The 24,985-nt window shown below is 38.2% G+C and carries 22 protein-coding genes, 1 tRNA gene and 1 rRNA gene; 6 read left to right on the top strand and 18 right to left on the bottom strand.

Going from position 1 to position 24,985, the window contains the following annotated elements:
• The 9 genes from I588_RS27430 to dnaE form a co-directional block, all read right to left on the bottom strand.
• Positions 1-81, bottom strand: a 16S ribosomal RNA gene (locus tag I588_RS27430); the annotation flags it as partial.
• Positions 82-609: 528 nt separating this feature from the next.
• Positions 610-2,118: a HAMP domain-containing sensor histidine kinase gene (locus tag I588_RS23370; RefSeq protein WP_010756142.1), complete on the bottom strand. Its 1,509-nt coding sequence runs from the start codon at positions 2,116-2,118 to the stop codon at positions 610-612.
• On the bottom strand, positions 2,115-2,801 hold the full coding sequence (locus I588_RS23375) for a response regulator transcription factor (protein ID WP_010756141.1): 687 nt from the start codon (positions 2,799-2,801) through the stop codon (positions 2,115-2,117). The genes I588_RS23370 and I588_RS23375 overlap by 4 nt, the downstream gene beginning before the upstream one ends.
• Positions 2,802-2,949: 148 nt before the next feature.
• Complete coding sequence (gene gndA, locus I588_RS23380) at positions 2,950-4,371, bottom strand: NADP-dependent phosphogluconate dehydrogenase (RefSeq protein WP_010756140.1); 1,422 nt, start codon at positions 4,369-4,371, stop codon at positions 2,950-2,952.
• A 145-nt stretch (positions 4,372-4,516) separates the two neighbouring features.
• Positions 4,517-4,696, bottom strand: coding sequence for a 50S ribosomal protein L32 (gene rpmF, locus I588_RS23385; protein ID WP_002290970.1), 180 nt, complete (start codon positions 4,694-4,696; stop codon positions 4,517-4,519).
• A gap of 58 nt (positions 4,697-4,754) precedes the next feature.
• Positions 4,755-5,303 (bottom strand): YceD family protein, encoded by a 549-nt coding sequence (locus I588_RS23390; RefSeq protein ID WP_010756139.1) that lies wholly within the window; start codon positions 5,301-5,303, stop codon positions 4,755-4,757.
• A 176-nt stretch (positions 5,304-5,479) separates the two neighbouring features.
• Complete coding sequence (gene pyk, locus I588_RS23395; protein WP_010756138.1) at positions 5,480-7,264, bottom strand: pyruvate kinase; 1,785 nt, start codon at positions 7,262-7,264, stop codon at positions 5,480-5,482.
• Between the two features lie 71 nt (positions 7,265-7,335).
• Positions 7,336-8,298, bottom strand: coding sequence for a 6-phosphofructokinase (gene pfkA, locus I588_RS23400; RefSeq protein WP_010756137.1), 963 nt, complete (start codon positions 8,296-8,298; stop codon positions 7,336-7,338).
• A gap of 137 nt (positions 8,299-8,435) precedes the next feature.
• The gene (gene dnaE / locus I588_RS23405) at positions 8,436-11,723 is read right to left on the bottom strand and encodes a DNA polymerase III subunit alpha (protein WP_010756136.1); all 3,288 of its coding nucleotides are present in this window, start codon (positions 11,721-11,723) and stop codon (positions 8,436-8,438) included.
• Positions 11,724-11,824: 101 nt separating this feature from the next.
• Here dnaE and I588_RS23410 point away from each other — a divergent pair, with 101 nt between their 5' ends.
• On the top strand, positions 11,825-12,010 hold the full coding sequence (locus I588_RS23410) for a YjzD family protein (protein WP_010756135.1): 186 nt from the start codon (positions 11,825-11,827) through the stop codon (positions 12,008-12,010).
• Positions 12,011-12,084: 74 nt separating this feature from the next.
• On the opposite strand, the gene I588_RS23415 is transcribed toward I588_RS23410, so the two are convergent.
• Positions 12,085-13,287 carry a multidrug efflux MFS transporter gene (locus I588_RS23415; RefSeq protein WP_010756134.1) on the bottom strand — a complete coding sequence of 401 codons (1,203 nt, stop codon included), beginning with the start codon at positions 13,285-13,287 and terminating at the stop codon, positions 12,085-12,087.
• 165 nt (positions 13,288-13,452) lie between these two features.
• Here I588_RS23415 and I588_RS23420 point away from each other — a divergent pair, with 165 nt between their 5' ends.
• On the top strand, positions 13,453-14,256 hold the full coding sequence (locus I588_RS23420; RefSeq protein WP_010756133.1) for a Cof-type HAD-IIB family hydrolase: 804 nt from the start codon (positions 13,453-13,455) through the stop codon (positions 14,254-14,256).
• A gap of 333 nt (positions 14,257-14,589) precedes the next feature.
• On the opposite strand, the gene I588_RS23425 is transcribed toward I588_RS23420, so the two are convergent.
• Positions 14,590-14,677, bottom strand: a tRNA-Ser gene (locus I588_RS23425).
• 43 nt (positions 14,678-14,720) lie between these two features.
• Positions 14,721-15,293 (bottom strand): TetR/AcrR family transcriptional regulator, encoded by a 573-nt coding sequence (locus I588_RS23430; RefSeq protein WP_010756132.1) that lies wholly within the window; start codon positions 15,291-15,293, stop codon positions 14,721-14,723.
• A 381-nt stretch (positions 15,294-15,674) separates the two neighbouring features.
• Between I588_RS23430 and I588_RS23435 the strand changes: the two genes are divergently transcribed.
• Together I588_RS23435 and I588_RS23440 are read left to right on the top strand one after the other, a co-directional pair.
• Entirely contained in the window at positions 15,675-16,427 is a 753-nt protein-coding gene (locus tag I588_RS23435; protein ID WP_010756131.1) for a threonine/serine exporter family protein, read from the top strand.
• A 13-nt stretch (positions 16,428-16,440) separates the two neighbouring features.
• Complete coding sequence (locus tag I588_RS23440) at positions 16,441-16,899, top strand: threonine/serine exporter family protein (protein ID WP_010756130.1); 459 nt, start codon at positions 16,441-16,443, stop codon at positions 16,897-16,899.
• A 44-nt stretch (positions 16,900-16,943) separates the two neighbouring features.
• Here the strand turns inward: I588_RS23440 and I588_RS23445 are convergent, their stop codons facing one another.
• Both I588_RS23445 and I588_RS23450 read right to left on the bottom strand, forming a co-directional pair.
• Positions 16,944-17,390, bottom strand: coding sequence for a universal stress protein (locus I588_RS23445; RefSeq protein WP_010756129.1), 447 nt, complete (start codon positions 17,388-17,390; stop codon positions 16,944-16,946).
• 12 nt (positions 17,391-17,402) lie between these two features.
• Positions 17,403-18,755: an Nramp family divalent metal transporter gene (locus tag I588_RS23450; RefSeq protein ID WP_010756128.1), complete on the bottom strand. Its 1,353-nt coding sequence runs from the start codon at positions 18,753-18,755 to the stop codon at positions 17,403-17,405.
• A gap of 184 nt (positions 18,756-18,939) precedes the next feature.
• Between I588_RS23450 and I588_RS23455 the strand changes: the two genes are divergently transcribed.
• The gene (locus I588_RS23455) at positions 18,940-19,539 is read left to right on the top strand and encodes a TVP38/TMEM64 family protein (protein ID WP_010756127.1); all 600 of its coding nucleotides are present in this window, start codon (positions 18,940-18,942) and stop codon (positions 19,537-19,539) included.
• A 187-nt stretch (positions 19,540-19,726) separates the two neighbouring features.
• Here the strand turns inward: I588_RS23455 and I588_RS23460 are convergent, their stop codons facing one another.
• From I588_RS23460 to gdhA, 3 genes are all read right to left on the bottom strand, one after another.
• On the bottom strand, positions 19,727-19,945 hold the full coding sequence (locus I588_RS23460) for a hypothetical protein (RefSeq protein WP_010756126.1): 219 nt from the start codon (positions 19,943-19,945) through the stop codon (positions 19,727-19,729).
• Between the two features lie 327 nt (positions 19,946-20,272).
• Positions 20,273-21,619, bottom strand: a complete 1,347-nt coding sequence (locus I588_RS23465; protein ID WP_010756125.1) for a glucose-6-phosphate isomerase — start codon at positions 21,617-21,619, stop codon at positions 20,273-20,275.
• Positions 21,620-21,712: 93 nt separating this feature from the next.
• Positions 21,713-23,056, bottom strand: a complete 1,344-nt coding sequence (gdhA, locus tag I588_RS23470) for an NADP-specific glutamate dehydrogenase (RefSeq protein WP_010756124.1) — start codon at positions 23,054-23,056, stop codon at positions 21,713-21,715.
• Between the two features lie 95 nt (positions 23,057-23,151).
• Here gdhA and I588_RS23475 point away from each other — a divergent pair, with 95 nt between their 5' ends.
• Positions 23,152-24,408, top strand: coding sequence for a BaiN/RdsA family NAD(P)/FAD-dependent oxidoreductase (locus I588_RS23475; protein ID WP_010756123.1), 1,257 nt, complete (start codon positions 23,152-23,154; stop codon positions 24,406-24,408).
• Here I588_RS23475 and ybaK read toward each other — a convergent pair.
• Entirely contained in the window at positions 24,405-24,893 is a 489-nt protein-coding gene (gene ybaK, locus I588_RS23480) for a Cys-tRNA(Pro) deacylase (RefSeq protein ID WP_010756122.1), read from the bottom strand. The genes I588_RS23475 and ybaK overlap by 4 nt on opposite strands.
• Positions 24,894-24,985: the final 92 nt, after the last annotated feature.

Consider the following 24,985-nt stretch of genomic DNA (forward strand, 5'->3'; position numbering starts at 1 on the left):
ATGAAAGAAAAAGCGTTCGACTTGCATGTATTAGGCACGCCGCCAGCGTTCGTCCTGAGCCAGGATCAAACTCTCATAAAAAGTGTTTGAAACAGTCTTGCGACTGTTCAGCTCAATTTAAAAATTGATTCGCTAGCAATTGCTTGCTATGTTGTTTGCTTCTATTATATAGAAGCGCCCTACACATTTGGTTTGTTTTATTCGTTCAGTTTTCAAAGGTCTACTTGATAAAAACGTGTGTTTCGTGTTGCATCAGCAACTCTTAAATCTTACCACTTCGCCGCCAGGATGTCAACATTTTTTTGTTTTTTTGTTTTAAAAAAACACATCAGTTGCATCTCGTTATCAGCGACTTTATAAAAATACCATAAGTGAAATCATCCGTCAATAACTTTTTAAGATTTTTTTCGGGAGATTTCATCTCGTTGGAACAAATAATAATATAGCAATCTTCGCCGCTTAATGCAACTACAAAATGCAATTTTTTCTGACTTTTTTTCTAACGCGAACAAAATGTCCTTGTATCAAATTAACGTTCGATTTTAAAGCAAAAATAACAGCAGAACAAAGCATATTAACTAATAGTTTTGCATAAAAAAAATCAGCCGATTATTGTTCGGCTGATTCTTCTTCTACCATCGGTATAAAAATTCTAAAAATTGTTCCTTGACCGAGAGAACTTTCTACACTGATATGCCCCTTATAGCTTTCGATTAGTTTATGAGCAATCGATAAACCTAAACCATTTCCACCCTTAGTTCGAGCACGCGCTTTGTCCACACGATAAAAACGATTAAATACTTTGTCAATATCTTCATTCGGTATTCCCTCACCGAAATCTTGGATTGCAATTTCAAATTCATTCAAAGTCGAAGAAATTGAGATATGAACTTCTTTTCGCTCTGTAGAATATTTAACGGCGTTATCCATAATAATAATCATAATTTGTTCTAAATGGTTTCGATAGATTTTTAACTGTCGCTCATTCTCTAAATCATCATCTAAAGTAAATGTAAATTCAGGATAAAGCAACTTGAAATTGTTAAATACCTGATAAGTTACTTCCTTTGCATTAGAGGTTTCATTGCCATAATAAACATCTACTTGCTCGGCACGAGACAGGTCCAACATTTCTTGAACTAAACTCTTCATTCGTTCAATTTCTTGAAGACTCGCTTGAATAGATTCTTCAAGAATTTCAGGATCATCTTTTCCCCATCGATTAAGTAGGCTGAGGTGACCTTCAATCACTGCTACAGGTGTCCGTAATTCATGGGAAACATCCTCAACAAATTGCTCCTGTTGCTTAATATACATACGTATTCGATCAATTACATCATTAAAAATCATTGCTAGATCTGCCAATTCATCATTTGTGGTTATCTCTGGTACGTGAACATCTGCTTGCGGATCTTGACGGATAATTTCCATTGTATCTCTCAATATCTTAACAGGCTTCAAGAAGTATGAGGAAAGTAAAAAACCTAAAAAGCTGCTCAATACTAAAGAAACAATTTCTAATACAATCAACGTCAACAACAACTTACTACGCATCTCATAGAAATCAGAAAGTTCATAAAAAATTTGTGCATAACCGATACGTTCGCGTGTTTCTTTTGAATAAATTGGTTCAATGGATAAAAAACCATTCTTGTCATCCAAAGTAACAATGGTCGGACTTTTATGCTCCGTTTGCACTAGCGGATGATAGACCTCTTGCGTCTTAAAAATTAGTTTCTTATCTAGATTATAAATATCTAGTGAAAGTTGAGGCTGACCTAGTTCAGCTACGAAGCTGTCAATACGCAGCATGTTTCCTTCCAACGTCATATTTCGATCATAAAGTGCATTGTCAAGATTAGAGGACTCGGTTAACGTACGGTATGTATTTACTAAAGTTAATTCTTCATCCGAATTTGCTAAACGTGACGACACATCTGAGATGGTCTTCTCAACATTGTTTCTTTCTTTAGCAACAATCAAATTAACCGAGGATTTATACGTAATCACAGCAAAGATCGTAAAGACAACGAATATAAAGAAAGAACTTGTAAAGGCCCACTTGATAGTAAGTGAAGGCCCCTTCAGTTCTCCATGCTTTTTGAAAAGCTTTCTCATGATCGCATTACATATCCTGTTCCGCGAACAGTTTGAATGTAGCTGTCTTCTCCATTAACATCAATTTTATTGCGCAAATAACGGATGTAAACGTCCACTACATTTGTTTCCACTTCGGTTTCATAGCCCCAAACCTTATTCAGTAAAACATCACGTGCCAAAACAACATTGACATTTTCCATAAGGGTCAATAAAAGTTCGTACTCACGCTTTGTCAACTCAATAATGTCATTTCCGCGTCGAACTACACGATTTTCTTTTTCAATCGTCAAATCACGATAGGTAATAGTAGTTTGTTTAGCCACATTTTTGTCACCTTCGATATCGATACGGCGAAGCAATGCTCTTAAGCGAGCCAACAATTCTTCAATCGCAAATGGCTTAACAATATAATCGTCCGCACCATGGTCCAAGCCAGAAACTCGGTCAATGACTGAATCTCTCGCAGTCATCATAATTATTGGTGTGTTTTTAACTTGTCTTACCCGTCGGCATACTTCTAACCCGTTTAATTCAGGAAGCATTAAGTCCAATAAAATAGCATCCCAATCGTTTTCTAGTGCTGCTTCAAGTCCGGTACGTCCATTATAGTGAACATCTGTATCATAGCCTTCATGTTTCAGCTCTAATTCTACAAAACGAGCTAAGTTTTTTTCATCTTCAATGATTAAAATATTACTCATTCTCATTATTCCTTTCCAAATCGTTCTTGCTTAATCCCTCTATTTCAACGGAATAAGCCCTTTAAAAGCTATTGCCATTTTATCATGAAATTCCTAATAAAAAAACTAGGGACCATTAAACAGTTAAAAATCCCTAGTTTTAGTCTAATTATTCTTCATCATACCAACTATAATGATATATACCTTCTTTGTCAGTACGTTCGTAGGTATGTGCCCCAAAATAATCACGTTGTGCTTGAATTAAGTTTGCTGGCAAACGTTCAGCGCGATAAGAATCATAATAGGAAATAGCGGAAGAGAATGTTGGCACCGGAATGCCTGCTTGAACAGCAATGGCCACTACTTCACGAACAGCTGCTTGATATTTACTTGCAATCTCTTGGAAATAGCTGTCTAACATTAAATTAGCTAAATCAGCATCCTTCTCATAGGCATCAGTAATCTTTTGCAAGAAGCGAGCGCGGATGATACAACCAGCACGCCAAATTTTAGCAATATCACCAAATGGCAATTCCCAATCGTATTCCTTTGAAGCAGCACGTAGCTGTGCAAACCCTTGCGCATAACTCATTAGTTTACTGAAATAAAGTGCTTCTCGGATTTTTTCAATTAATTCTTTTTTGTCACCATCATATTTATATGCCTCTGGGCCAGCTAGTACTTCACTTGCAATAACCCGTTCTTCTTTATAAGCAGAAATAAAACGAGCAAAAACAGACTCAGTAATTAATGGAAGCGGCACACCTAAATCTAAAGCACTTTGTGATGTCCATTTCCCTGTTCCCTTATTTCCGGCAGCATCTAAGATTACATCAACTACTGGCTTCTCAGTACCTTCATCATCTTTTCTTGTTAAAATGTCTGCTGTAATCTCAATTAGGTAGCTGTCCAATTCACCTTTGTTCCATTCAGCAAATACTTCAGCCATTTCATCAACAGATAAGCCTAGCAATTGTTTCATCAAGTCATAAGATTCAGCAATCAGCTGCATATCTCCGTACTCAATACCATTGTGAACCATCTTAACGTAATGTCCAGCACCGTTTGCGCCAATGTAAGTAACACATGGTTCCCCATCTTCAGCCTTAGCGGCGATTTGTTCGAAAATAGGCGCCACAAGATCATAAGCTTCCTTTTGACCACCAGGCATCATAGAAGGTCCTTCTAAAGCGCCTTTTTCTCCACCAGAAACTCCAGTACCGATAAAGTTAATTCCTGAGTTAGCTAATTCTTCATTTCTACGCATAGTATCTTTAAAGAATGTATTCCCTCCATCGATAAGCACATCACCTTTATCTAAATGAGGCAATAATTCTTGAATAGTTGCATCAGTTGCCGATCCGGCTTTGACCATAAGCATAATGCGACGAGGTTTCTCAATCGCTTGAACGAATTCTTCAATAGAAAATGTTGCTTCAAAGTTGCGATCTGGATGTTCATCTACAACTACTTGTGTTTTTGAGCCTGTACGGTTATACAATGCTACAGTATATCCTCGACTTTCAATATTTAAGGCTAAATTTTTTCCCATAACTGCCATTCCGACGACACCAAATTGTGCTTTTGACATAATATACCTCCTAATTATTCCGCTATCCTTTACATTATAGCCTAAGGTGTAAAAAATGAAAAAGGAATTGTGCGATATAAATAAAAAACCTCAAGACTCCATGGTTAGTCTTGAGGTTTTTGCTTTTCTATCATTAAAAAAGCTATTATGCTTCTTTAGACATAACATCTTTTCCATCGTAGTAGCCGCAGTTGGCGCATACGTGATGACTCTTCTTCATTTCACCGCAGTTTGGACATTCGTTCAAACCTTTGATGGTTAATTTGTAATGAGTACGACGTTTTGCTTTTTTCGCTTTTGAAGTTCTTCTAGCTGGTACTGCCATTGGTGTAACACCTCCTTGTAAAATGAAGTATCTTAATTAGATACATATTATTCCAATCTTACTCATTATCTTCTTCACTAAAAAGTTCAGATAATTTTGCAAGACGAGGATCAATTGCTTCTGCTTGCTCCTTTTGTGCAAAGTACTCTTCTTCAGAAACTACCTGCCAGTCATTTCCCTTAGGTAATTCCTTAGCATTTTTTTCTTCATCAGATAATACTTGCAACGGGATTGCTAGCAGTATGTTGTCTTCGACAGAATCCGTTAAATCAATTGTATCACTTTCTAATACAATGATTTCTTCCTCACGGTCATCCTCCTGCGCCGACCATTGCTCTTTTGTCATGAAAATTTCATCCACAGAAAGATCAAGCGGCAAGTCTACTGGCTCAAGCGAACGGGAAGACGGAACAGTTACAGTCGTCGTTAACCGATAATGTAAAATGTATTCTTTTTTCCCAACAGACAAGATTCCTGTAACCTTTACAGGTGCTACTGCCAAAATTTCTGAATCACGTTGTTTTAAAGAGTCGCTAACATTCATTGTTTCTGAAAAATTTAGTGGTTCTTCTTGGTAACGTCGCAATTCTATTATGGACCATTTCATTATTCATCACCTCTAAGCAACAATCGATATTATACAGGTGGAAAAATTCTTTGTCAATGAAATTTTCTTGACACCTTAAAAAAAACTGATATTACAGCGCTTGTAAACAGTTATTTTATAAAAACAAGAGAAAAGGGCGAACCAAACTTAATTGGCTCACCCTTAGAAAGACAACTTTAAATCGCAGTTGTTTCTCCACGGTAAACAATTCCACGACGAGGATCTACAGTAACCAATTCCCCATCAATAATAATTGAAGTTGCATCTTTTGCACCGACAATTACAGGAATATCTTGTGCAATACCGACAACTGCAGCATGAGAAGTTAAACCACCATCTTCAACAATCAAAGCAGCTGCTTTTTCAATTGCAGGCATATATTCTTTATCGGTTGTTGGTACAACTAATACCATACCTTCTTTTGCATTTTTTACAGCTTCCTCAGCAGAAGAAGCAACGACTACGTTCGCGACAACCGCTTTTTCACCAACACCTTGAGCTTCTAATAGTTTAGAGCCGATTAATTGAATTTTCATAACGTTTGTTGTTCCACGTTCACCGACTGGAACACCCGCAGTAATCAAGATTAGGTCGCCTTCTTTTGCAAAACCTAAATCAACTGCTTTTTTAGTAGCCAATTCAAACATTTCGTCAGTTGTTGTTGGCTTTTCAGCAACAGTTGGATAAACACCCCAGTTTAACATCAAACCACGTTTTGTGCGTTCGTCGAAAGTTACAGCCAAAATATCTGCATCTGGACGATATTTAGAAATCATTTTAGCTGTATAACCTGATTCTGTTGCAGCGACAATTGTTTTAACGCCTAAATTGTGTGCAGCACGTGCTACAGACAAGCTGACAGTTTCAGTTACATCTGTTTTATCAAATTCATTGATTTGGAAAGTGCCCATTTCTTCAAGAGCTTTTTCTGCTTCTTGATCAATACGAGCCATTGTTGCAACAGCTTCTACTGGGTAATCACCATTTGCTGATTCACCTGAAAGCATCGTAGCATCTGTTCCATCAAACACTGCATTGGCAACGTCAGAAGCTTCAGCACGTGTAGGACGTGGATTACTTTGCATAGATTCCAGCATTTGTGTAGCTGTAATAACTGATTTACCAGCAGCATTACATTTTTTAATGATTGATTTTTGAACCATTGGAACTTCTTCCGCTGGAATTTCAACACCCATATCTCCACGGGCTACCATAATACCATCAGAAACTTTAATGATTTCGTCGATATTATCAATTCCCTCTTGAGATTCGATTTTAGAGAAAATTTGAACATGCATCATGTCTTTTTCTTCTAAAATTTCACGAATTTCTAGAACGTCTTGTGCTTTACGAACAAAGCTGGCAGCGATAAAATCAATGTCATTATCTAGACCGAAGCGAATATCTTCTGCGTCTTTTTCAGTGATACCAGGTAGGCTGATTGAAACACCAGGAGCGTTAACACCCTTACGTGAGCCTAACATACCAGCGTTTTTAACAACAACAACCAATTCGCGGTTTGCTTCATCTTTTTCAAGAATTTCCATGTCAATTAAGCCATCATCGAACAAAATGTGTCCACCAACATGAACGTCATCGAACAATCCTGGGTAAGTGACAGCGATTTTTTCTTTTGTTCCTTTGTGTTCAGGATTCATTGAAATACGAGTTTTATCTCCAACTTCGAATTGAATATAGCCAGCACGACCATAATCTGCTTCTGTAGTGTCTTGAACAGTTGTACGAATTTCTGCACCTTTTGTATCTAAAAGAATACCGACGTCTTTTCCAGTCTTTTTAACAGCTTCACGAACAAGTGTCATACGACTTAACTGTTCTTCGTGGTCACCGTGAGAAAAGTTGAAACGAAAGACATTTGCACCAGCTTCGATCAATTGCGAGATAATTTCAAGTGTATTACTTGCTGGGCCTAATGTACTAACGATTTTTGTTTTTTTCATTATATAAACGCTCCTATTCTTGTTGTCTTACTTTTATAATTAAATAGCTTTAGGCTACCTAGTTAACGGGATTAAAATGAGATTGTTTGATTCAATTCATAAAGGGATAGGTCAGGTTTATGTTTATTATTTTCCAAAGTATCAATAATGTCAGCAGCCACAACTTTGTTTTCTAACATACCAATACATAATCCGCCTTTTCCTTGTTGCAATAACTCTACTGCGTATGAACCAAATTTACTTGCCAAAACACGGTCGCGAGCACTTGGAGAGCCTCCACGAACTACGTGACCTAGAACGCTGACACGAGTATGGAAATCACCGTATTCAGATAATTTTTCTGCAAATTCATTTCCGCCCATTACACCTTCAGCAAGGACAATCAGGCAATGTTTTTTGCCCCGGTCGCGCCCAGCTTTAATTTTCTCAGCAATTTCTGCCATATTAAACTCATGTTCTGGGATGACGATTTCGTCTGCTCCACCAGCAACACCAGACCATAAAGCAATGTCGCCAGCGCCACGTCCCATTACCTCGATAACAAACGTACGGACATGAGAAGTCGCTGTATCACGAATTCTATCAATTGATTCCAACACTGTATTAATAGCCGTATCAAAACCAATAGTGAAATCTGTTCCTGGAATATCATTATCAATTGTTCCTGGAATCCCCACGGCTGGGAAGCCATGCTTAGTCAAAGCCATCGCGCCATGGTACGAGCCATCTCCACCTATAACAACGAGTCCTTCAATTCCGAATTTTTTCAATTGTTCGATCCCTTTTAGCTGACCTTCTTCAGTCGCAAATTCAGGGTAGCGAGCAGAATATAAAAAGGTTCCTCCACGTTGAATCTTATCTCCAACATCAGCAACATCCAAACGACGAATATCACCTGCAACTAGTCCGGCAAAACCGTAGTTGATTCCGTAAACTTCAAGACCTTCATAGATCCCTTTACGAACAACAGAACGGACAGCTGCGTTCATTCCTGGAGCGTCTCCTCCACTTGTTAAAATTCCAATGCGTTTCATTTTCTCACCTCAAAAAATTATTCATCAAGCATTGTTCTTAATTCATGGTACATTCTACCATCAAAGCCACTAAAAGTCTTGGAAAGTTACTAGGAAAGTTCGATATACCTGAAAAAAGTTTTGAAAGTTACAAGAAATCACCTTAATACGACGTTTTTATCACCTAATATGTCACGTAAATCAGTCAATAAGTCCCCATTATGTCCTATCCAATATTCCTTTCCTAACACAATCTTTCTTTGATCCTTTTCAAAGTAAAGGATTACCGGAATATTACCGGGAGCTGTTTGCAACTTTGCTGCAATTTCCTTATGAAGCCTGTGACTGTCTTGATCTTTGGGCACACGTAGGTAGAGAATTTCTTCTGCCAAATTATTTTCTACTGCATCTGCTGATTCAAATTCTTCTACTAGCATTTGTAGAGATTGATCATAACGACTTTTTTCAATTTTTCCATATACAAGATAGACTTGATCTAGTTGGACTTCATTCCGAATTTTGCGATAAAGGATTGGAAAAACAGTTAGGGAAACTTCTCCACTTTGGTCATTTCCATTAAGAAAGGCCATCTGCTCACCTTTTTTTGTCCTGATTTCTCGTAACTCTTTTAAGTAAATCAGCATTGTTGCATTTTGACCTGGTAAAATATCGCTAGCTAAGCGAATATTTCTCTGACGTTTGATCTTCGGATAATTTTCAGTCGGATGTCCAGAAACGTAAAGTCCTAAATATTTTTCTTCATAGTCAAGCTTTTCTGCCAGAGTATATTCTGGAACCTCCTGTTCCTTGAGGCTCATAACATCTAATAGCATATCGCTGCCTCCGCTGTACAAAACATTCTGGATTTTGCCTTCCAGCTCTACCTGTAATTGACGGCGGTTTTCATGCAATTCATCAAATGCTCCTACAACAATCAATGGCTCAACGTATTCTTCTTTCAGCCAACGTTCTTCTACTCTCAATAAAAAATTGTCTAGCGACTTATAGGCGCCCCGCTCTTTACGCTCAGCAATAATATTGGCTACATAATCCCGTCGAATTCCTTTAATTGCGTCAAGACCAAAACGGATTGTATTTTTTTCAACTAAAGTAAAGCTGTACAAACTTTTATTGATGTCTGGTGCCAGTAGTCTGATCCCTGCATGATTTGCTTCTGCAATATATTCTCGCATTTTTTTCGAGTCGTTACGAACTGATTGAAGCAGCGCGGTATAAAAGGGACCTGGATAATGAACTTTCAAGTAAGCCATTTGGTAACCGACAAAAGAATAAGCAAAGGCATGGGAACGATTAAAGCCATAATTAGCAAAACGCTCGATGTAGTCATATACTTCTTCGGCACTTTTTTCCGTATACCCTTGTTGGATTGCTCCAGCTACAAAGTGCCGTCTTTCTTCATCCAACAGATCTTTTTTCTTTTTGCTGACAGCCCTACGCAGGATATCCGCTTGACCCAAACTGAAACCGGCCATTTTTGCAGCTACCTGCATGATTTGTTCTTGATAGACGATGATGCCATAAGTATTTTCTAAAATAGGCTTCAAGGATTCTTCCGGATATCGGATTGTTTCTTTGCCTTTTTTTCGAGCAATAAAATGATCGATATTTTGCATTGGACCTGGTCGATATAACGCGTTAACGGCAGCAATATCTTCTATAGATGTAGGACCTAATCGGCGCAAAACATTGCGAATACCCGCTGACTCAAATTGGAAAACACCGCTAGTTTCTCCTCTCTGAAAAAGTTCTAATGTTTTGGGATCATTCAACGGAATCTGCTTAAGATTAATCTCTTGTTGATAAATCTTCTTGATATTTCTTAGAGCTGTATCAATAATTGATAAGTTACGCAAACCTAAAAAGTCCATCTTTAAAAGTCCAATGGTTTCCACATCACTCATAGTAAATTGGGTTAGTAAGATATCTTCTGAACCATTTTGTAAGGGAACAATCGAGATTAATTCTTGGTCGCTAATGACTACTCCAGCCGCATGAGTGGATACATGTCTAGGTAATCCCTCAAGACTAAGAGCTGTTTGAAACATTAATTGGCTTCTGGGGTTGGTATTTACTAAACGTTTTAAGGTTTCCGATTGATTGTAAGCCTCTTTTAATGTGATCTTCAATTGATTTGGGATGGCTTTCGACCAGCGATTGGCTTCACTTTGAGATAAACCGAATACTCGGCCAACATCTCGTAAAACCATTTTGGCTGCCATCGTTCCAAAAGTAGCAATTTGCGCTACGTGAAAACGTCCGTACTTTTCTTTTACATAGTGCAAAATTTCATTTCGCCGATTATCAGGAATGTCCAAATCGATGTCCGGCATGCTGTTTCGTTCAGGATTTAAAAAACGCTCAAAGAGTAAATCATATTGAATAGGATCTACATCAGTAATTGAAAGAACATAGGCTACTAAGGAACCTGCAGCAGACCCTCGTCCTGCGCCTGTCACAATTTTATTTCGATGGGCATAATCCATTACATCCCAGACAATTAAAAAATAGTCATCAAATCCCATCGTATGAATAATAGATAGCTCTTTTATTAAACGATCCTCGTAAACTTTTGAAACTTCCTTTACTCGCGATGAAAGCCGTTCCCAACAAAGCTTTTCCAAATAATTTTTTGCAGTCTGTTCAGCAGGCAATGGATAGTGAGGTAGCAGCTTCTGATGTAAAGGCAGGTCTACTTGACAGCTTTCAGCCAGAAAGATAGCATTTTGAATGGCTTCCTCTTGCCGCTCCCTTTCAAAATACTGCCGGATTTGCTCCTCCGACAACAAGTAGTTACCGCCTTTTTTTTCTATAAGAGCATCCTTGCTTATTTGGGTTCCTGATTGGATATTCTGCATAACATCAATTGCAAACGCTTCTTCCGGCTCTAGATACTTTACTTCATGTAAAGCTAGTAAAGGCATCTGATAAGATTGACTTATCGAATCAGCTATAGCTGTACTAGTCAGAGAACACCCTAAATAGACTTGATTCACAAAATGCTCCGTTACTTCCCCCAACATTTCCGCAACGTTTTCTTCTGAAAATAGTTTGTTTAGAGGTAAGACTAGCATTAAGTTTTGATGGTCGACTTCATATTCAGTTAAATGCAAAGCTTTCTCTTCAATCATTCTGAGAGAAGAAATTCGCATTAATTCTTGATAACCGGCTAAATTTTTCGCATACAAAAGTAAAGTGAATGCTTCGTCAGTTTGCGTTAAAACATCTAGTTCCATCCCGATAATCGGTTTTATTTGCTGCTGTTTGCAAGCTCGATAGAATTCAACGGCTCCATAAAGTACATGCTCATCAGTCAAGGCAAGTGTTCTATAGCCCTTCTCTTTTGCCTTTTTAACGTAGGCGTTAATCGTCAAGGTACTTTGCAGCAGCGAATAGGAAGTTTTAGTATATAATTGTGGAAAATTCATAGGTCCTCCTATTTAAAATCTTTTCATAAAGACTTTTCTTTACTTTTTCTGAAAAAATGCTAAACTAGTGCTAGAAATCGACAAGAAAAGAGGTGTTATTAATGAAATATCTCGTTACTTTCTTCTGGGCTTTCGCCATCGGGCAGGCCGTTTGTTACCTAGGCGGAGCTTTACAAAGCGCCACTTATAACTTCCAGCTTTCAACAATCGTTTCGTTAATTGTCGGTGTTATTACAGTATTGCTTTCTGTTGCAATGAAACCGGCTCGTCAATCCACTAATCATTAGAAAACAGACCAGTTACTTTATTGTAACTGGTTTTTTCTATCTGTGAAGCAATGGGAATAAAAACTTCCCTCAAATTATATTTTCGTTTTATTCAACAGTAGGTCTTTAAAATTAAATAAGCTCAACAAAATATTTCCAAACACACACGCACTTGTCACTAAAAAGACCGCTGAATAACCTAATGAATGCGCCACGGTAGACCCCACCATTGGGCCTAAGACTTGCCCAAAGTTATTGAACATTTGGTTATAGCTATATATCCTGCTAACCCCTTCTGGTGGACTAATTTTACCAATTAAAGTATTAATGGAAGGCATTAATGCTCCGGTTGAAAAACCTAGGAAAAACCGCAAAACACCTAATTGAAAGGGCGTTTTAACAAATGCCATCGGAATAAAACAGATAAAGGATAAAAACAGACCAAACAAAAGAATTTTATGATTTCCAATTTTATCCCCAATTTTTCCTAGTGTAGGAGAAGACATGACTGCCGAAACACCTGCTGCTGAAATAATGAATCCACTAATTAGCAACGCATTACTGCTGTTTCCACTTAATTGACGAATATATAAAGTTAAAATTGGACTAATACTAGTGGCCCCCAACTGTAAAATCAGCGTACTTACAAACAATCCTACCAGGATGGATAAATGATCTATTTTCTTAGTAAGCCCACGCATGCTAATCATATCTTGTTTTTCGATAGGCTGAAAATTCTCCTTGACCATAAAGATAGTTAAAATTGTGCAAATCAGCAAAATGATGCCCGTAATAATAAATACATTTTCTAAGCCGAACCACTGGGCAAGCATTCCACCAATAGAAGGCCCGATTAGATTACCAGCAACTGCTCCAGTGGATAAAGTCCCCAGTGCCCAGCCGCTTTTCTCACGCGGCGCCTGAGAAGCAATCATTGCCGTAGCATTGGGAATATATCCAGAAAGAACACCTGTCATAAATCGCATACCTAACAGCCAATAGACATTTGGAACAAACGCTAAAGACCCCATTGTGATGGTCATCCCTGCAGCAGCACGAACCATCATTAATTTTCTTCCTTTGCGGTCAGCTAAATTTCCCCAAATAGGTGAGACGATTGCCGCAGCAAAGGCTGTAACAGAAATTGCTAATCCGGCAAACATTTCTACTTGAGATTGAGGTGTTCCCATTTGCTCAATATAAACGGGTAGAAAAGGCATAACCAAACTAAAACTTGCTCCTGTGAAGAAACAGCCAATCCACGAAATGAACAGGTTTCTTCGCCAATTGATTTTCATTTTTTTCAGCTCTCTTTTTACATTTTTATTCAACTACTACTATAACAAAGATTGTCAAGCTTTGTATGCATAAACAATTTTATCATTTACTAAATTTATTGCTAGTTGGTTGCGTTTTTTATAGGATATGCTAGACTGAAACAAATTGAGACAAGGATGATTATTATGAAAAAGATGATTGCCATCGATTTAGATGGAACAACATTAAACGAAGAATCAAGAATATCTGAGCGAACAGCACACACTTTGAAACGCGCAATGGAGGACGGACATTCTGTGGTTATTGCCACTGGCAGACCCTACCGAATGAGCAGTGAATTTTATCGCCAGCTGCAGTTAACTACACCTATGGTTAATTTCAACGGAGCCTTAGTTCACTTACCTGAAAAACATTGGGAAAATGAGCTTGAAACTTCTTTTAACCGAAATATCGTCTTTGATATTATGCAAGAAAAGAAAAACTTAAAGCTAGATTTCATCGCTGCCGAAGATCGTGATACGTTCTTTATTGACGATCTAAATTTCTTCGATAAGCACATGTTTGCTAGTGAGGCAACGATTGATAATTTATTGACCACTGATTCATTAACAAAAGATCCTACTTCAGTGATTGTACGCAGCCAGCCACAAAACTTAAAAAGCGTTGCCGAAGAGCTGAAACAGCAATATGGATCATCTGTTGAAGTAAATACTTGGGGCGGACCAAATTCGATCTTAGAGATTGTTGCCAAAGGTATTCAAAAGGCGCATGGATTAGCTCATATTGTTAAAGTTTTTGACATGAATAAAGAAGATATTATCGCTTTTGGTGACGAACACAACGACGTTGATATGTTGGCGTATGCTGGTTGGGGTGTCGCAATGGCAAACGGAACGGACCAGGTGAAAGAAGTCGCTAATGATATTACTTCAAAACCAAATTCTGAAGATGGACTAGCTGCTTATTTAGAAAAATATTTGGACTTATAAGCTGATGGGAAATCCCATCAGTTTTTTCGTATTTAGAAAAGAAGGACGTACAATCTCCCTAACAGAAATTGTGCGTCCTTCCTTCACCAATTTGTTTTATCAAGAATTAATGCATCAACAACAAGACACTTCCCCAAGTACTTGTTTACATTCATCCTTTTTAGTCAACAGGAGCTACAGTGCTCGTCAATTATTATAAGTGTCATGACATTTTTATGCAACTATTTCTTTCGAAAACTGTTTTTTAATCATTTATAGCAAAAAAACAGCTAAAAACGCGTATTAAGACTTGGTCTGTATACGTGTTTCCAGCTCTTCAGAAGATAAGATATAAGGAAGGTACGGGATTTGAACCCGTGCACCACATTACTGCGGCTCGCCGGATTTCGAGTCCGGTGCATTACCACTCTGCCAACCTTCCACAAAATTTATCTTACCTTTTTCCATTTAAAAGTCAAGTTTTTTTATAATTTATCTAAGACTGCTGTATCATCAGTGCTTAAGATGCTATCGATTGCACGATTAATCAAATGTACAATATCCTCTTCAGTAGGCGCGATGATTCCTGAAGACATCAGGGTAGCAATCCCAGTTACTGTAATCCATGTACCTACGTGCAATGCATTGATATGATCATCTCCTAAGTTCTCATACTTTGGATGTTTTTTGATTAATTCATAGAAGTACTTGTAAGAGAAATCGTGCATTTTTTTCCCGCCGCCATATTCTTGCACATATAAGGCATTGTAAAGGTTGCTTCTTTCTTTAGCGAAATAGACGTAATTTAACCCTAAATCGATAATTGTATCTCCAGTGCGTACTTCCGGGAAAATATCATAATACAAGTGATTACAAATTTCATCCAACAATGTATCCTTCAAATCTTGCATATTTTTGAATTCTAAATAAATTGGTTGTGTACTGATTCCCATCTTTTTGGCAATGTTCCGAGCAGTGAAACCGGAAAATCCCTCATTTTCCACAACTTCATAAGCAGCCTTTAGAATTTGATCCTTCGTGTACACTTTTCTTCTCATACTTTTTTCCTCCCAAGATGTTATTATTTTTCTTGTTAATTCATTTTAATCAAAAAGTGAGCCGTTTTGCAACCCTAATATGTTACGTTATCTAAATTAAAGTAGAAATTCTTGAAAAAATTGTGTCTTTATACCGCAATTCCATATACTAACATCTGAAATCGTTTTAGTATTCCATGTTTTGATAACACTTGTTCTTCTAACACAAAAATACGTTATACTTAAAAGAAAAAAAATGCAAGAGAATTTTTTTTAAAGAAATGATTTTTTTGTTAATCTGTTACTTTATCTCATATTATAGCAGGAAACCCTAGCTTTTTCTTGCCTATTTGATTTCTTTTTTCTAAGATAAGAGAGTTAATACAAAAAGGTGGTGATTATTTGACTCAACAAAGTTATGCACAGCTAGTTCTAAATACTTGCTTGAAAGCTGGGAAAATAATGATGGAGTCTGGTTCTGAGGTCTATCGGGTTGAAGATACGATGAAGCGTATCGCAGTGAATGCTGGTTTAGAGGATATCCAAACTTATGTGACAGCCACAGGTTTAATTGTCGGTTCGCCCTCGGAAGAAAATAGTCAGGTTATTCAAATTACACAGCAATCCATCAATTTAGAAAAGGTTGCGGCCGTAAACCGTGCCTCTCGCCTTTTTGCAGAAGGTCAATTGCCACTTCCAGACTTTTACAATCATTTAAATGAGATCGATCATGTTACACCAGACTTCCCTTATACTTGGAAAATTTTAGCTTCTGGTGTCGTGAGCAGCACCTTAATGATCATCCTGCGGGGTGATTGGCAAGATTTTATTGCTACTTTTATTATTGGTATGCTGGGCTTTTCAGTTCACACCTTTTTCGGAAAAAAACTTGAGATGAAGTTTCTTAACGATTTTTTGGCGGCTTTATTGATTGGCGGCTTAGCAATCATATCGGTTCGTTTATCCCTAGCAAAAGAAATCAATAATATCATTATCGGTTCCATTATGCCCCTTGTCCCCGGATTAGCTATTACTAATTCTTTTCGGGATATTATGGCTGGTCATCTTATTAGCGGAGTCGCTCGCGCTACAGAGGCTCTGTTTGTTGCTGGAGCAATCGGCGGTGGGATAATTGTTGCGTTTAATTTCTTTTAGGGAGGAACATGATTTGGTCTTTATAATTAACTTTGTCTTTAGCATGTTAAGTACAATTACCTTTGGAATCATAACTAATATTCCTCGCAAAGCATTTCTTTCTTGCGGATTGACTGGTGCTATGGGCTGGATGACCTTTTGGATTTGTCAAACATACCTTGATCAGAATATTGGTTTTTCTAATTTCTTAGCAGCCTTGGTAATTGGTTTGATGAGTATCTTTTTTTCTCGTAGAAAATTGATGCCGGTAATTGTTTTTAACGTACCAAGTCTGGTCCCTCTTGTTCCAGGAGGACCAGCCTATCTAGCGGTAAGAGAAATGATGGATCAAAATTTTGATGCCTCAATGCAGTATATCGCAATCGTATTAATTACCTCTGGAGCTATTGCATTAGGTTTTATGTTTACAAATGTAATTGAACGCTTTTTAAAACGGACAAAAGCTACATTAAAACGTGAAAGAAAACAATAGTAGTATAAAAACCCTAAAAGCTGAAAAATGGCAGTTTTCAGCTTTTAGGGTTTTACTGATGGATCATTTTTTACGATGAACACTGAGCAGATCGCATTACGAACCATGTAGTCCGCTTGTTCACCCAATAAATTTTTATGCTTTTTTCTGACAGACGAGCCGCAAATTAATAGATCAGGTTGATAAGCGGGAAGAATCTGCTTAATAATCACCTCTGCAGGTCCTCCTTCATAAACGAAGGCTTCTGGTGCTGGCAAGCCTTTTTCTTTCGCTTTCCTAACATATTCTTCGGCAAGATTGATAGTTTTGTCCTTTTGCTTTCTTAATACGTCTGGACTCAAGTATTCATAGACATTTAGCTGATCAATTTCAAAAATTGTTGCCACTGCTAATTGAGCATTCACTAACTGAGCAAACTCAACTGCGTAATTGAAAGCAGCAACCGACGATGGAGAATCATCGACAGCAACTAAAATTTTTTGGAAGTCCATTTAGTTACCTCCTTAATTGGCACCTGTTAATGTACTATAGATCAAAAATATATTTAAAATAGTCAATATAATTGTAATCAACCAAGCTAAATACTTTTCCCAGCGCGGATTGACAAATTTTCCCATCAATTGTTTATCACTGGTAAATAGAGTTAATGGAATAATGGAAATCGGCAATGCTATACTAAGAAATACCTGCGTGTATAGCAGCAAATCCTCGACGGCATTTTCATTTCCGCCATATAAGATGACACAAATAATCACTGGTACAATTGCTAATAGACGAGTGATTACACGGCGCATCCACAAAGGCATTTTTAAGCGAATAAATCCTTCCATAACTATCTGTCCAGAAAGTGTTCCAGTAATCGTCGAATTTTGTCCTGAGGCCAGTAAAGCAACCGCAAAAAGTGTACTCAGTATCGGACTTGCAATATTTCCGACAATCGACGGGTTTTGTAATGCATCATAAAGATCAACAAATTTGCCTAAATCGCTATTGGATCCGTAAAATAAGGCTCCGCCTAAAATCAGCAGCAGACAGTTAACAATAAATGCGACACTTAATTGAATATTAGAATCCCAAGTAGTGAAGCGAACTGCTTCAGCTATTTCTTTCTCATTGCCGCGATCAAAATCTCTAGATTGGGCAATTGATGAATGTAGGTACAAATTGTGGGGCATGACTGTTGCTCCGACAATCCCTAATGCTAATAAAAGCATCGAACGATCAGTAGCAATCTCCACCGTGGGAACAAAACCGCGAATAACCTCTCCCCAGTGAGGATCAGCCAAAGCAACCTCGTAACCAAAAACACAAAAGATTACCGTGATCAGTACTGCAACTATCGCCTCGATTTTACGAAAGCCTAATTTCGTTAGCAAAAGCAACAGCAACACATCAAAAGTAGTGATCAAAACACCAACCAGCAAAGGCAATCCAAACAAAAGCTGCAAGGCCACTGCTCCTCCGATTACTTCAGCAATGTCGGTAGCCATAATTGCCATTTCGTTGACTACCCACAATAAAAAGCCCAACCCTTTACTAGTTTTTGAACGAGTCATCTGGGCTAAATCTTTTCCGGTTACAATTCCTAGCTTAGCCGCCATACTTTGCAAGAGCATCGCAATTAAACTGGACAGCAAAACAACTGTTAACAAACTATATTTGTATTCTGCTCCCCCAGCAATTGAGGTAATCCAGTTTCCCGGATCCATATAACCAACCGCAACCAATGCTCCTGGACCACTGTATAAAGCCATTTTTTTCCAGAAGCTTGCTCCTTTAGGAATCTTTACTGTACCATTTATTTCTTCAAGGCTTACTCCATCTGTTTCATGAATCAGACTCTTTTCCTTGCTCACAAAGAATTCCTCATTTCCATTACGATAGTCGTTCTTATCAATTAGGATAGCCTATAATAAAAAAAGTGTAAAATATTTTAAAGTTTCTATCTTTTTGTCAAAAATCCGACGCAAGACCTATGCAGAAAGCGGAAATCTATCATATACTCCATGTAAGATGATTACAAATCAAGGAGATGAGAAAATGAGTATTGCACAGTCACGAAGATTGCTTAATGCAATTTCTTTTGCAGGATTGGCCTTTTCTGTTGGTTTAGCTATCTATTTTTACCACTTGGGTATTTTCAAGGATATGGATTCCTTGCAAAGCTTAGTTGGTCAATCGGTAGTCGTCGGACCGCTCCTTTTCATCTTAATTCAGATGATTCAAGTAATTATTCCAATCTTGCCAGGTGGAATTAGCTTAGCTGCAGGTGTATTGATTTTCGGTCCGTTTTGGGGCTTTGTATATAATTATATTGGGATCTGTGCTGGTTCAATTGTACTTTTCCTGTTAGGTAGACATTACGGCAGACCCTTAATCAGTCATTTAGTAAGTGATAAGGTTTACCAAAAGTATAGTCATTGGCTGGAAAATGATCAGCGCTTTGAAAAACTATTTGCTTTGGCGATCTTTTTACCAGTAGCACCTGATGACGCTCTGTGTCTCATGGCTAGTGTAACGAATATGTCTTTGAAAAAATATACAGCGATTATTTTACTCGCTAAACCAGCATCTATTTTCTTATATAGTTTGGCCTTGCTTCACGGTGGAAGCTGGCTTACAGGATTGTTGACTCACTAGATTGGTGAGTCTTTTTTATTGCCTCGGAAAATAATAAATATTAACAAACCACCCAACAAGATTAACCTGTTATCAAATAGTTTTTACAGTTTCAAAAAAGTGTTTTTCTATCCAAAAGAAAAAAGGAAGCAAAATGACGCTTCCTTTCTCCTTTAAGTATCAAGCACAAGTACATCTATTTGTTCTTTTACGCTGGATACTCCAGCTCCATTTGATTAGAAATGTCCTCATACTTTACTAATAGTCTATTTTGCAATTCAATCACTTTTGTACGATCAATTGGATCATAAGTAAGTACATTAATTAAAGCAGTATTGGTATATAGCTGTTCTACTACTCCTACTACTTCTTTTTCCAAGCCAATAGCTTTGCATAAATAAGTACCACCAATCTCAATATTTTCCATTTCCATCCTCCTTCTTTCTCATGTTTTTATAATAACATAAGAACTTTCTAATGAAAACGGTTTTTAAGTGGTTTTTTTCTAAAAATATCGATGATAGATAAAGAACACTTGATATATAACAAACTAAAAATTCGATTACACTCGTTATATTTCGTCTAAACGCTATATTTCATCGATATCTTGGTTGCCATTTATGTATGAAATATTTAATCAATAACTTCCATTTATATCATTCTATTTATTATCAGATAATTTCTCATTATAAAAAAAGTACATTGAGTCATCTGGTAAAAACCAGATAACTCAATGTACTTTACTTAATGTTAATTACAGACGTTCGTTCAATTCTTTAGCTAAATCTTCAAAGCCCGGTTTGCCAAGTAGCGCAAACATATTCTTTTTGTAGGCTTCTACACCTGGTTGATCAAATGGGTTAACACCCAATAAGTAGCCAGAAATCCCCACAGCGATTTCAAAAAAGTACATTGCATAGCCTAAAGTATATTCATCCATTGTTGGGATGTTTAATACTAGGTTTGGAACTCCGCCATCTGTATGTGCTAGAAGCGTTCCTTCGTATGCTTTCGTGTTAACGAAATCAACGTCTTTTCCTTCTAAGTAGCCTAATCCATCAAGATCAGATTCTTGACTAGGGATTGAAACTGATTTGCGAGGTTTTTCAACCTTCACGATGGTTTCGAAAATATTGCGGCGGCCTTCTTGAATGTACTGACCAAATGAGTGCAAGTCAGTTGAGAAGTTAGCACTTGAAGGATAAATGCCTTTCAAGTCTTTTCCTTCAGATTCGCCGTATAATTGTTTCCACCATTCATTGAAGTATTGCATACCTGGTTCGTAGTTTACTAAAATTTCAGTTACTTTGCCTTTACGATATAGCAAATTACGCATTGCTGCATATTGGTAAGCTTCATTTTCATCCAAGTTGTCACTTGAGTAAGCATCACGAGCATCTGCTGCACCTTGCATTAAGGCATCAATGTCTGCTCCGCTAGCAGCGATTGGTAATAATCCAACAGCTGTTAAAACAGAGAAACGTCCGCCAACATCATCAGGAATAACAAATGTTTCCCAACCAGCTGCGTCTGCTTCGGTTTTTACAGCCCCACGCGCTTTATCAGTTGTAGCATAGATACGTTTGTTTGCTTCTTCTTCACCGTATTTCTTCACTAACAATTCTTTAAAGACACGGAAAGCAATTGCTGGCTCGGTTGTAGTACCAGATTTAGAAATGACATTGACTGAGAAATCACGGTCACCAATCACTTCAATTAAATCAGCAATGTAGGTTGAGCTGATTGAGTTTCCTGCGAAAAATACTTGCGGTGCTTTGCGATCTTCTTTGTCCAATACATTGAAAAATGTTTGATGCAAGAATTCAATCGCGGCACGAGCTCCTAAGTATGATCCGCCAATACCAATAACTACTAATACTTCAGAATCAGATTGAATTTTTTCTGCTGCTTTTTTGATGCGAGCAAATTCATCTTTATCGTAGTTAACTGGCAAATCGATCCAACCTAGGTAGTCGTTACCAGCACCAGTTCCTTCACGTAATTCTTTGTGGGCCAAGGCAACTTGACCTTTGATGTACTCCATTTCGTGTTCATTGACAAATGGAGCGACTTTCGAATAATCGAAACGAATGTGTGACATGCTTTTTTTCCTCCTTGAAAATCACTTCGTACAGGTAATACTTTACGTTTCTTTTGGTTTTTTTTCAAGTCTGAACCTTTAAATATTTTAGGACTAGACCAAACCTTGAGCAATCATTGCATCTGCTACTTTGGCAAAGCCGGCAATATTTGCACCTGCAGCGTAATTATCTTTTTCAGCGTATTTTTCAGCTGTATCACGACAAGTTTCGTAGATGTTTTTCATGATTTCGTCTAATTTTTGATCTACTTCTTCTTTTGTCCACGCTAAGCGTTGTGAGTTTTGGCTCATTTCTAAAGCAGAGACCGCTACACCGCCAGCATTAGCTGCTTTACCCGGTCCGTAAAGAACACCTTTTCCATGGTAAACCTTCACAGCCCCCATAGTACTTGGCATGTTAGCACCCTCAGCAACCACTTTAACTCCATTGGCAGCTAAGCGTTCAGCTTTAGCTTCATCGATTTCATTTTGTGTTGCACATGGTAAAGCAATGTCTGCTGCTTGCTCAAAGTCCCAGACAGAACCTTCATAGTATTCAGCATTGCTGCGTTCTTTCACATATTCAGTTAAGCGCGCACGACGAACTTCCTTGATGTCTTTTAACAGATCTAAATCAATGCCATCTTTGTCATAAACGTAACCATTTGAGTCTGAACAAGTAATTGCTTTGCCTCCAAGCTCATGAACCTTTTCAATTGCATAAATCGCAACATTTCCGCTGCCGGAAACTAACACTGTTTTATCTTCAAAGGAATCGTTTCTGTCTTCCAGCAAATGCTTAACAAAGTAAACAGCGCCGTATCCAGTTGCCTCAGTACGTCCCAAGCTGCCGTTAAACCCTAGTGGTTTCCCGGTTAACACACCTGCGTCATATTCACGTAACCGTTTGTATTGGCCAAACAAGTAGCCAATTTCACGACCACCTACACCAATGTCGCCAGCAGGAACGTCCAAATTAGGTCCGATATGCTTAGATAATTCAGTCATGAAGCTTTGACAAAAGCGCATAATTTCAGCATCTGATTTTTCTTTTGGATCAAAGTCCGAACCGCCTTTACCGCCGCCGATAGGCAAACCAGTTAAGCTATTTTTGAAAATTTGCTCGAAGCCTAAAAACTTCAAGATACTTAAATTTACGCTTGGGTGGAAACGTAAGCCGCCTTTATATGGTCCAATAGCAGAATTGAATTGTACGCGGTAACCACGGTTAACACGCCAGTTTCCTTGATCATCCTGCCAAGGGACACGAAATTGAATCATTCGCTCTGGTTCTGTGATGATTCCTAAGATGTTGTGTTTAATGTATTCGGGATGCTCTTCTAAAAATGGGACGATGGTGGGTAAAAATTCTTCTACAGCCTGTAGAAATTCGGGTTGATTGGGGTCTTTTTCCTCTAAGTACTGTTGGATCTGTTCGACGTATTGCTTTGCTTCCATAAAACTCCTCCTCACATTTAATACTCATATTTTACATCATTTTCTCATAGAAGTGTTGGAAAATTCATGATAAACTTTGCAACGAGGTGAAAAAAATGGAAAAACAAGCAGATGTGATCGTGGTAGGCGGAGGAAATGCAGGCATGATGGCAGCTATAGCAGCAGCATCCAACGGCTCAAGAGTCATACTATTTGATAAAAATAAACGTTTGGGAAAAAAATTACTTATGACTGGGGGAGGACGCTGCAATGTGACCAATAACCGACCTGTCGAGGATTTAATTCAACATATACCTGGCAATGGGCGTTTTCTTTATAGCACCTTTTCGCAATTTAATAATGAAGATATTATGCGTTTTTTTGCTGAACGAGGTATTGCTCTAAAGGAAGAAGATCATGGACGAATTTTTCCCACGACTAATAAATCGAAAACAATCGTGGATGGTCTTAGAAATGAGTTGGAGCAGCTGAATGTGACGATTGCATACCAGACAACCGTTGATAAAATCATTCACGACCAGAAAAAAGTCACTGGTGTTCGAACTTCTGAAGGCGACTACTCAGCCAAAAGCGTTGTTTTAGCCACTGGCGGATTAACTTACCCTTCAACTGGAGCGACTGGGGATGGGTATCGCTTAGCTAAACAAGTTGGGCATCATGTAACTCCTTTATACCCTACAGAATCGCCGGTTTTGCTAGATGAGGATTTCATTCAAGACAAAGAATTACAAGGTCTTTCCTTACGGGATGTTCGTTTGAGTGTTTTAAATGAAGAAGGAAAAGTAGTTACTGCTCATGAAATGGATTTATTGTTTACCCATTTCGGCGTATCTGGACCAGCGGCGTTGCGTTGTTCTAGTTTTATTAATCAACTGCTAAAGCATCAGAAAAAAGTTACCTTAATGCTAGATTGCTTACCAAACGCTAGTAAAGAAGAATTGATTCAGCAGTTGGAGAATCAGCTGCTGCATTCAACAAAGCAAGTCAAAAATGCGCTTAACGGAATTTTGCCAGAGCGGCTGTTGAACTACTTCTTAAAAGAGTTGGGTATTAGTGAATTGCCAGCTAACCAATTAGTAAAAACAAAAATAGAAGCTTTAGCGGATTTATGCAAGAACTGGAGATTAACTGCTAAAGGAACCTTTGGCTTGGAGAAGTCCTTTGTTACAGGAGGTGGAATTGAGTTGAAGGAAATTTCTCCAAAAACAATGGAAAGCAAAAAAATCACCGGCCTGTTTTTTGCCGGTGAATTACTGGATATTAATGGATACACTGGCGGGTTCAATATTACTAGCGCCTTTTGTACTGGCTATGTTGCCGGAACCCATGCAGCTTATCAGGCTTTTGCCTAATCTTTTACCAGCGGAACAAGCTGCCCTTTGGTCAATGTTAAAATGGCTGAAGGGGCCAGCTCCATCTGCAATCCGCGACGACCAGCAGAAACCGCGATCTTTTCAAACTTATCAGCTGATTCATCTAAAAAGGTTGGAAACAGCTTTTTCATTCCTACCGGTGAGCAACCACCACGAATATAGCCGGTTGTCTCTTCTAAATCTCGCAAATGCAGCATCTCAACCTTTTTATTGCCGCTTACCTTGGCAATCTTTTTCAAATCCAGCTCATGATTGCTGGGAATCACCGCCACAACTGGACCTGTTTTATTTCCCACCGCCACCAGCGTTTTAAAAATGCGTGCTGGCTCCATGCCTACCTGTTCCGCCACATGCCCAGCACCTAAATCATCTTCACTCCATTGATATTCGTGTTCAATGTAGTCAAACTTTCTTTGTTCCACTAAGCGGATTGCATTGGTCTTCGTGATTTTTTTCTTTGCCATTTCTCCCACCTCCTTAAAAGCATATCAAAGAACTGCAGGTTAGACAATTCAAAAAAGAACGTCTTGCACTTATCGTCAAAACGTTCCTTAAC

The sequence above is a fragment of the Enterococcus pallens ATCC BAA-351 genome (assembly GCF_000407485.1).
Lineage (GTDB): Bacteria > Bacillota > Bacilli > Lactobacillales > Enterococcaceae > Enterococcus_A > Enterococcus_A pallens.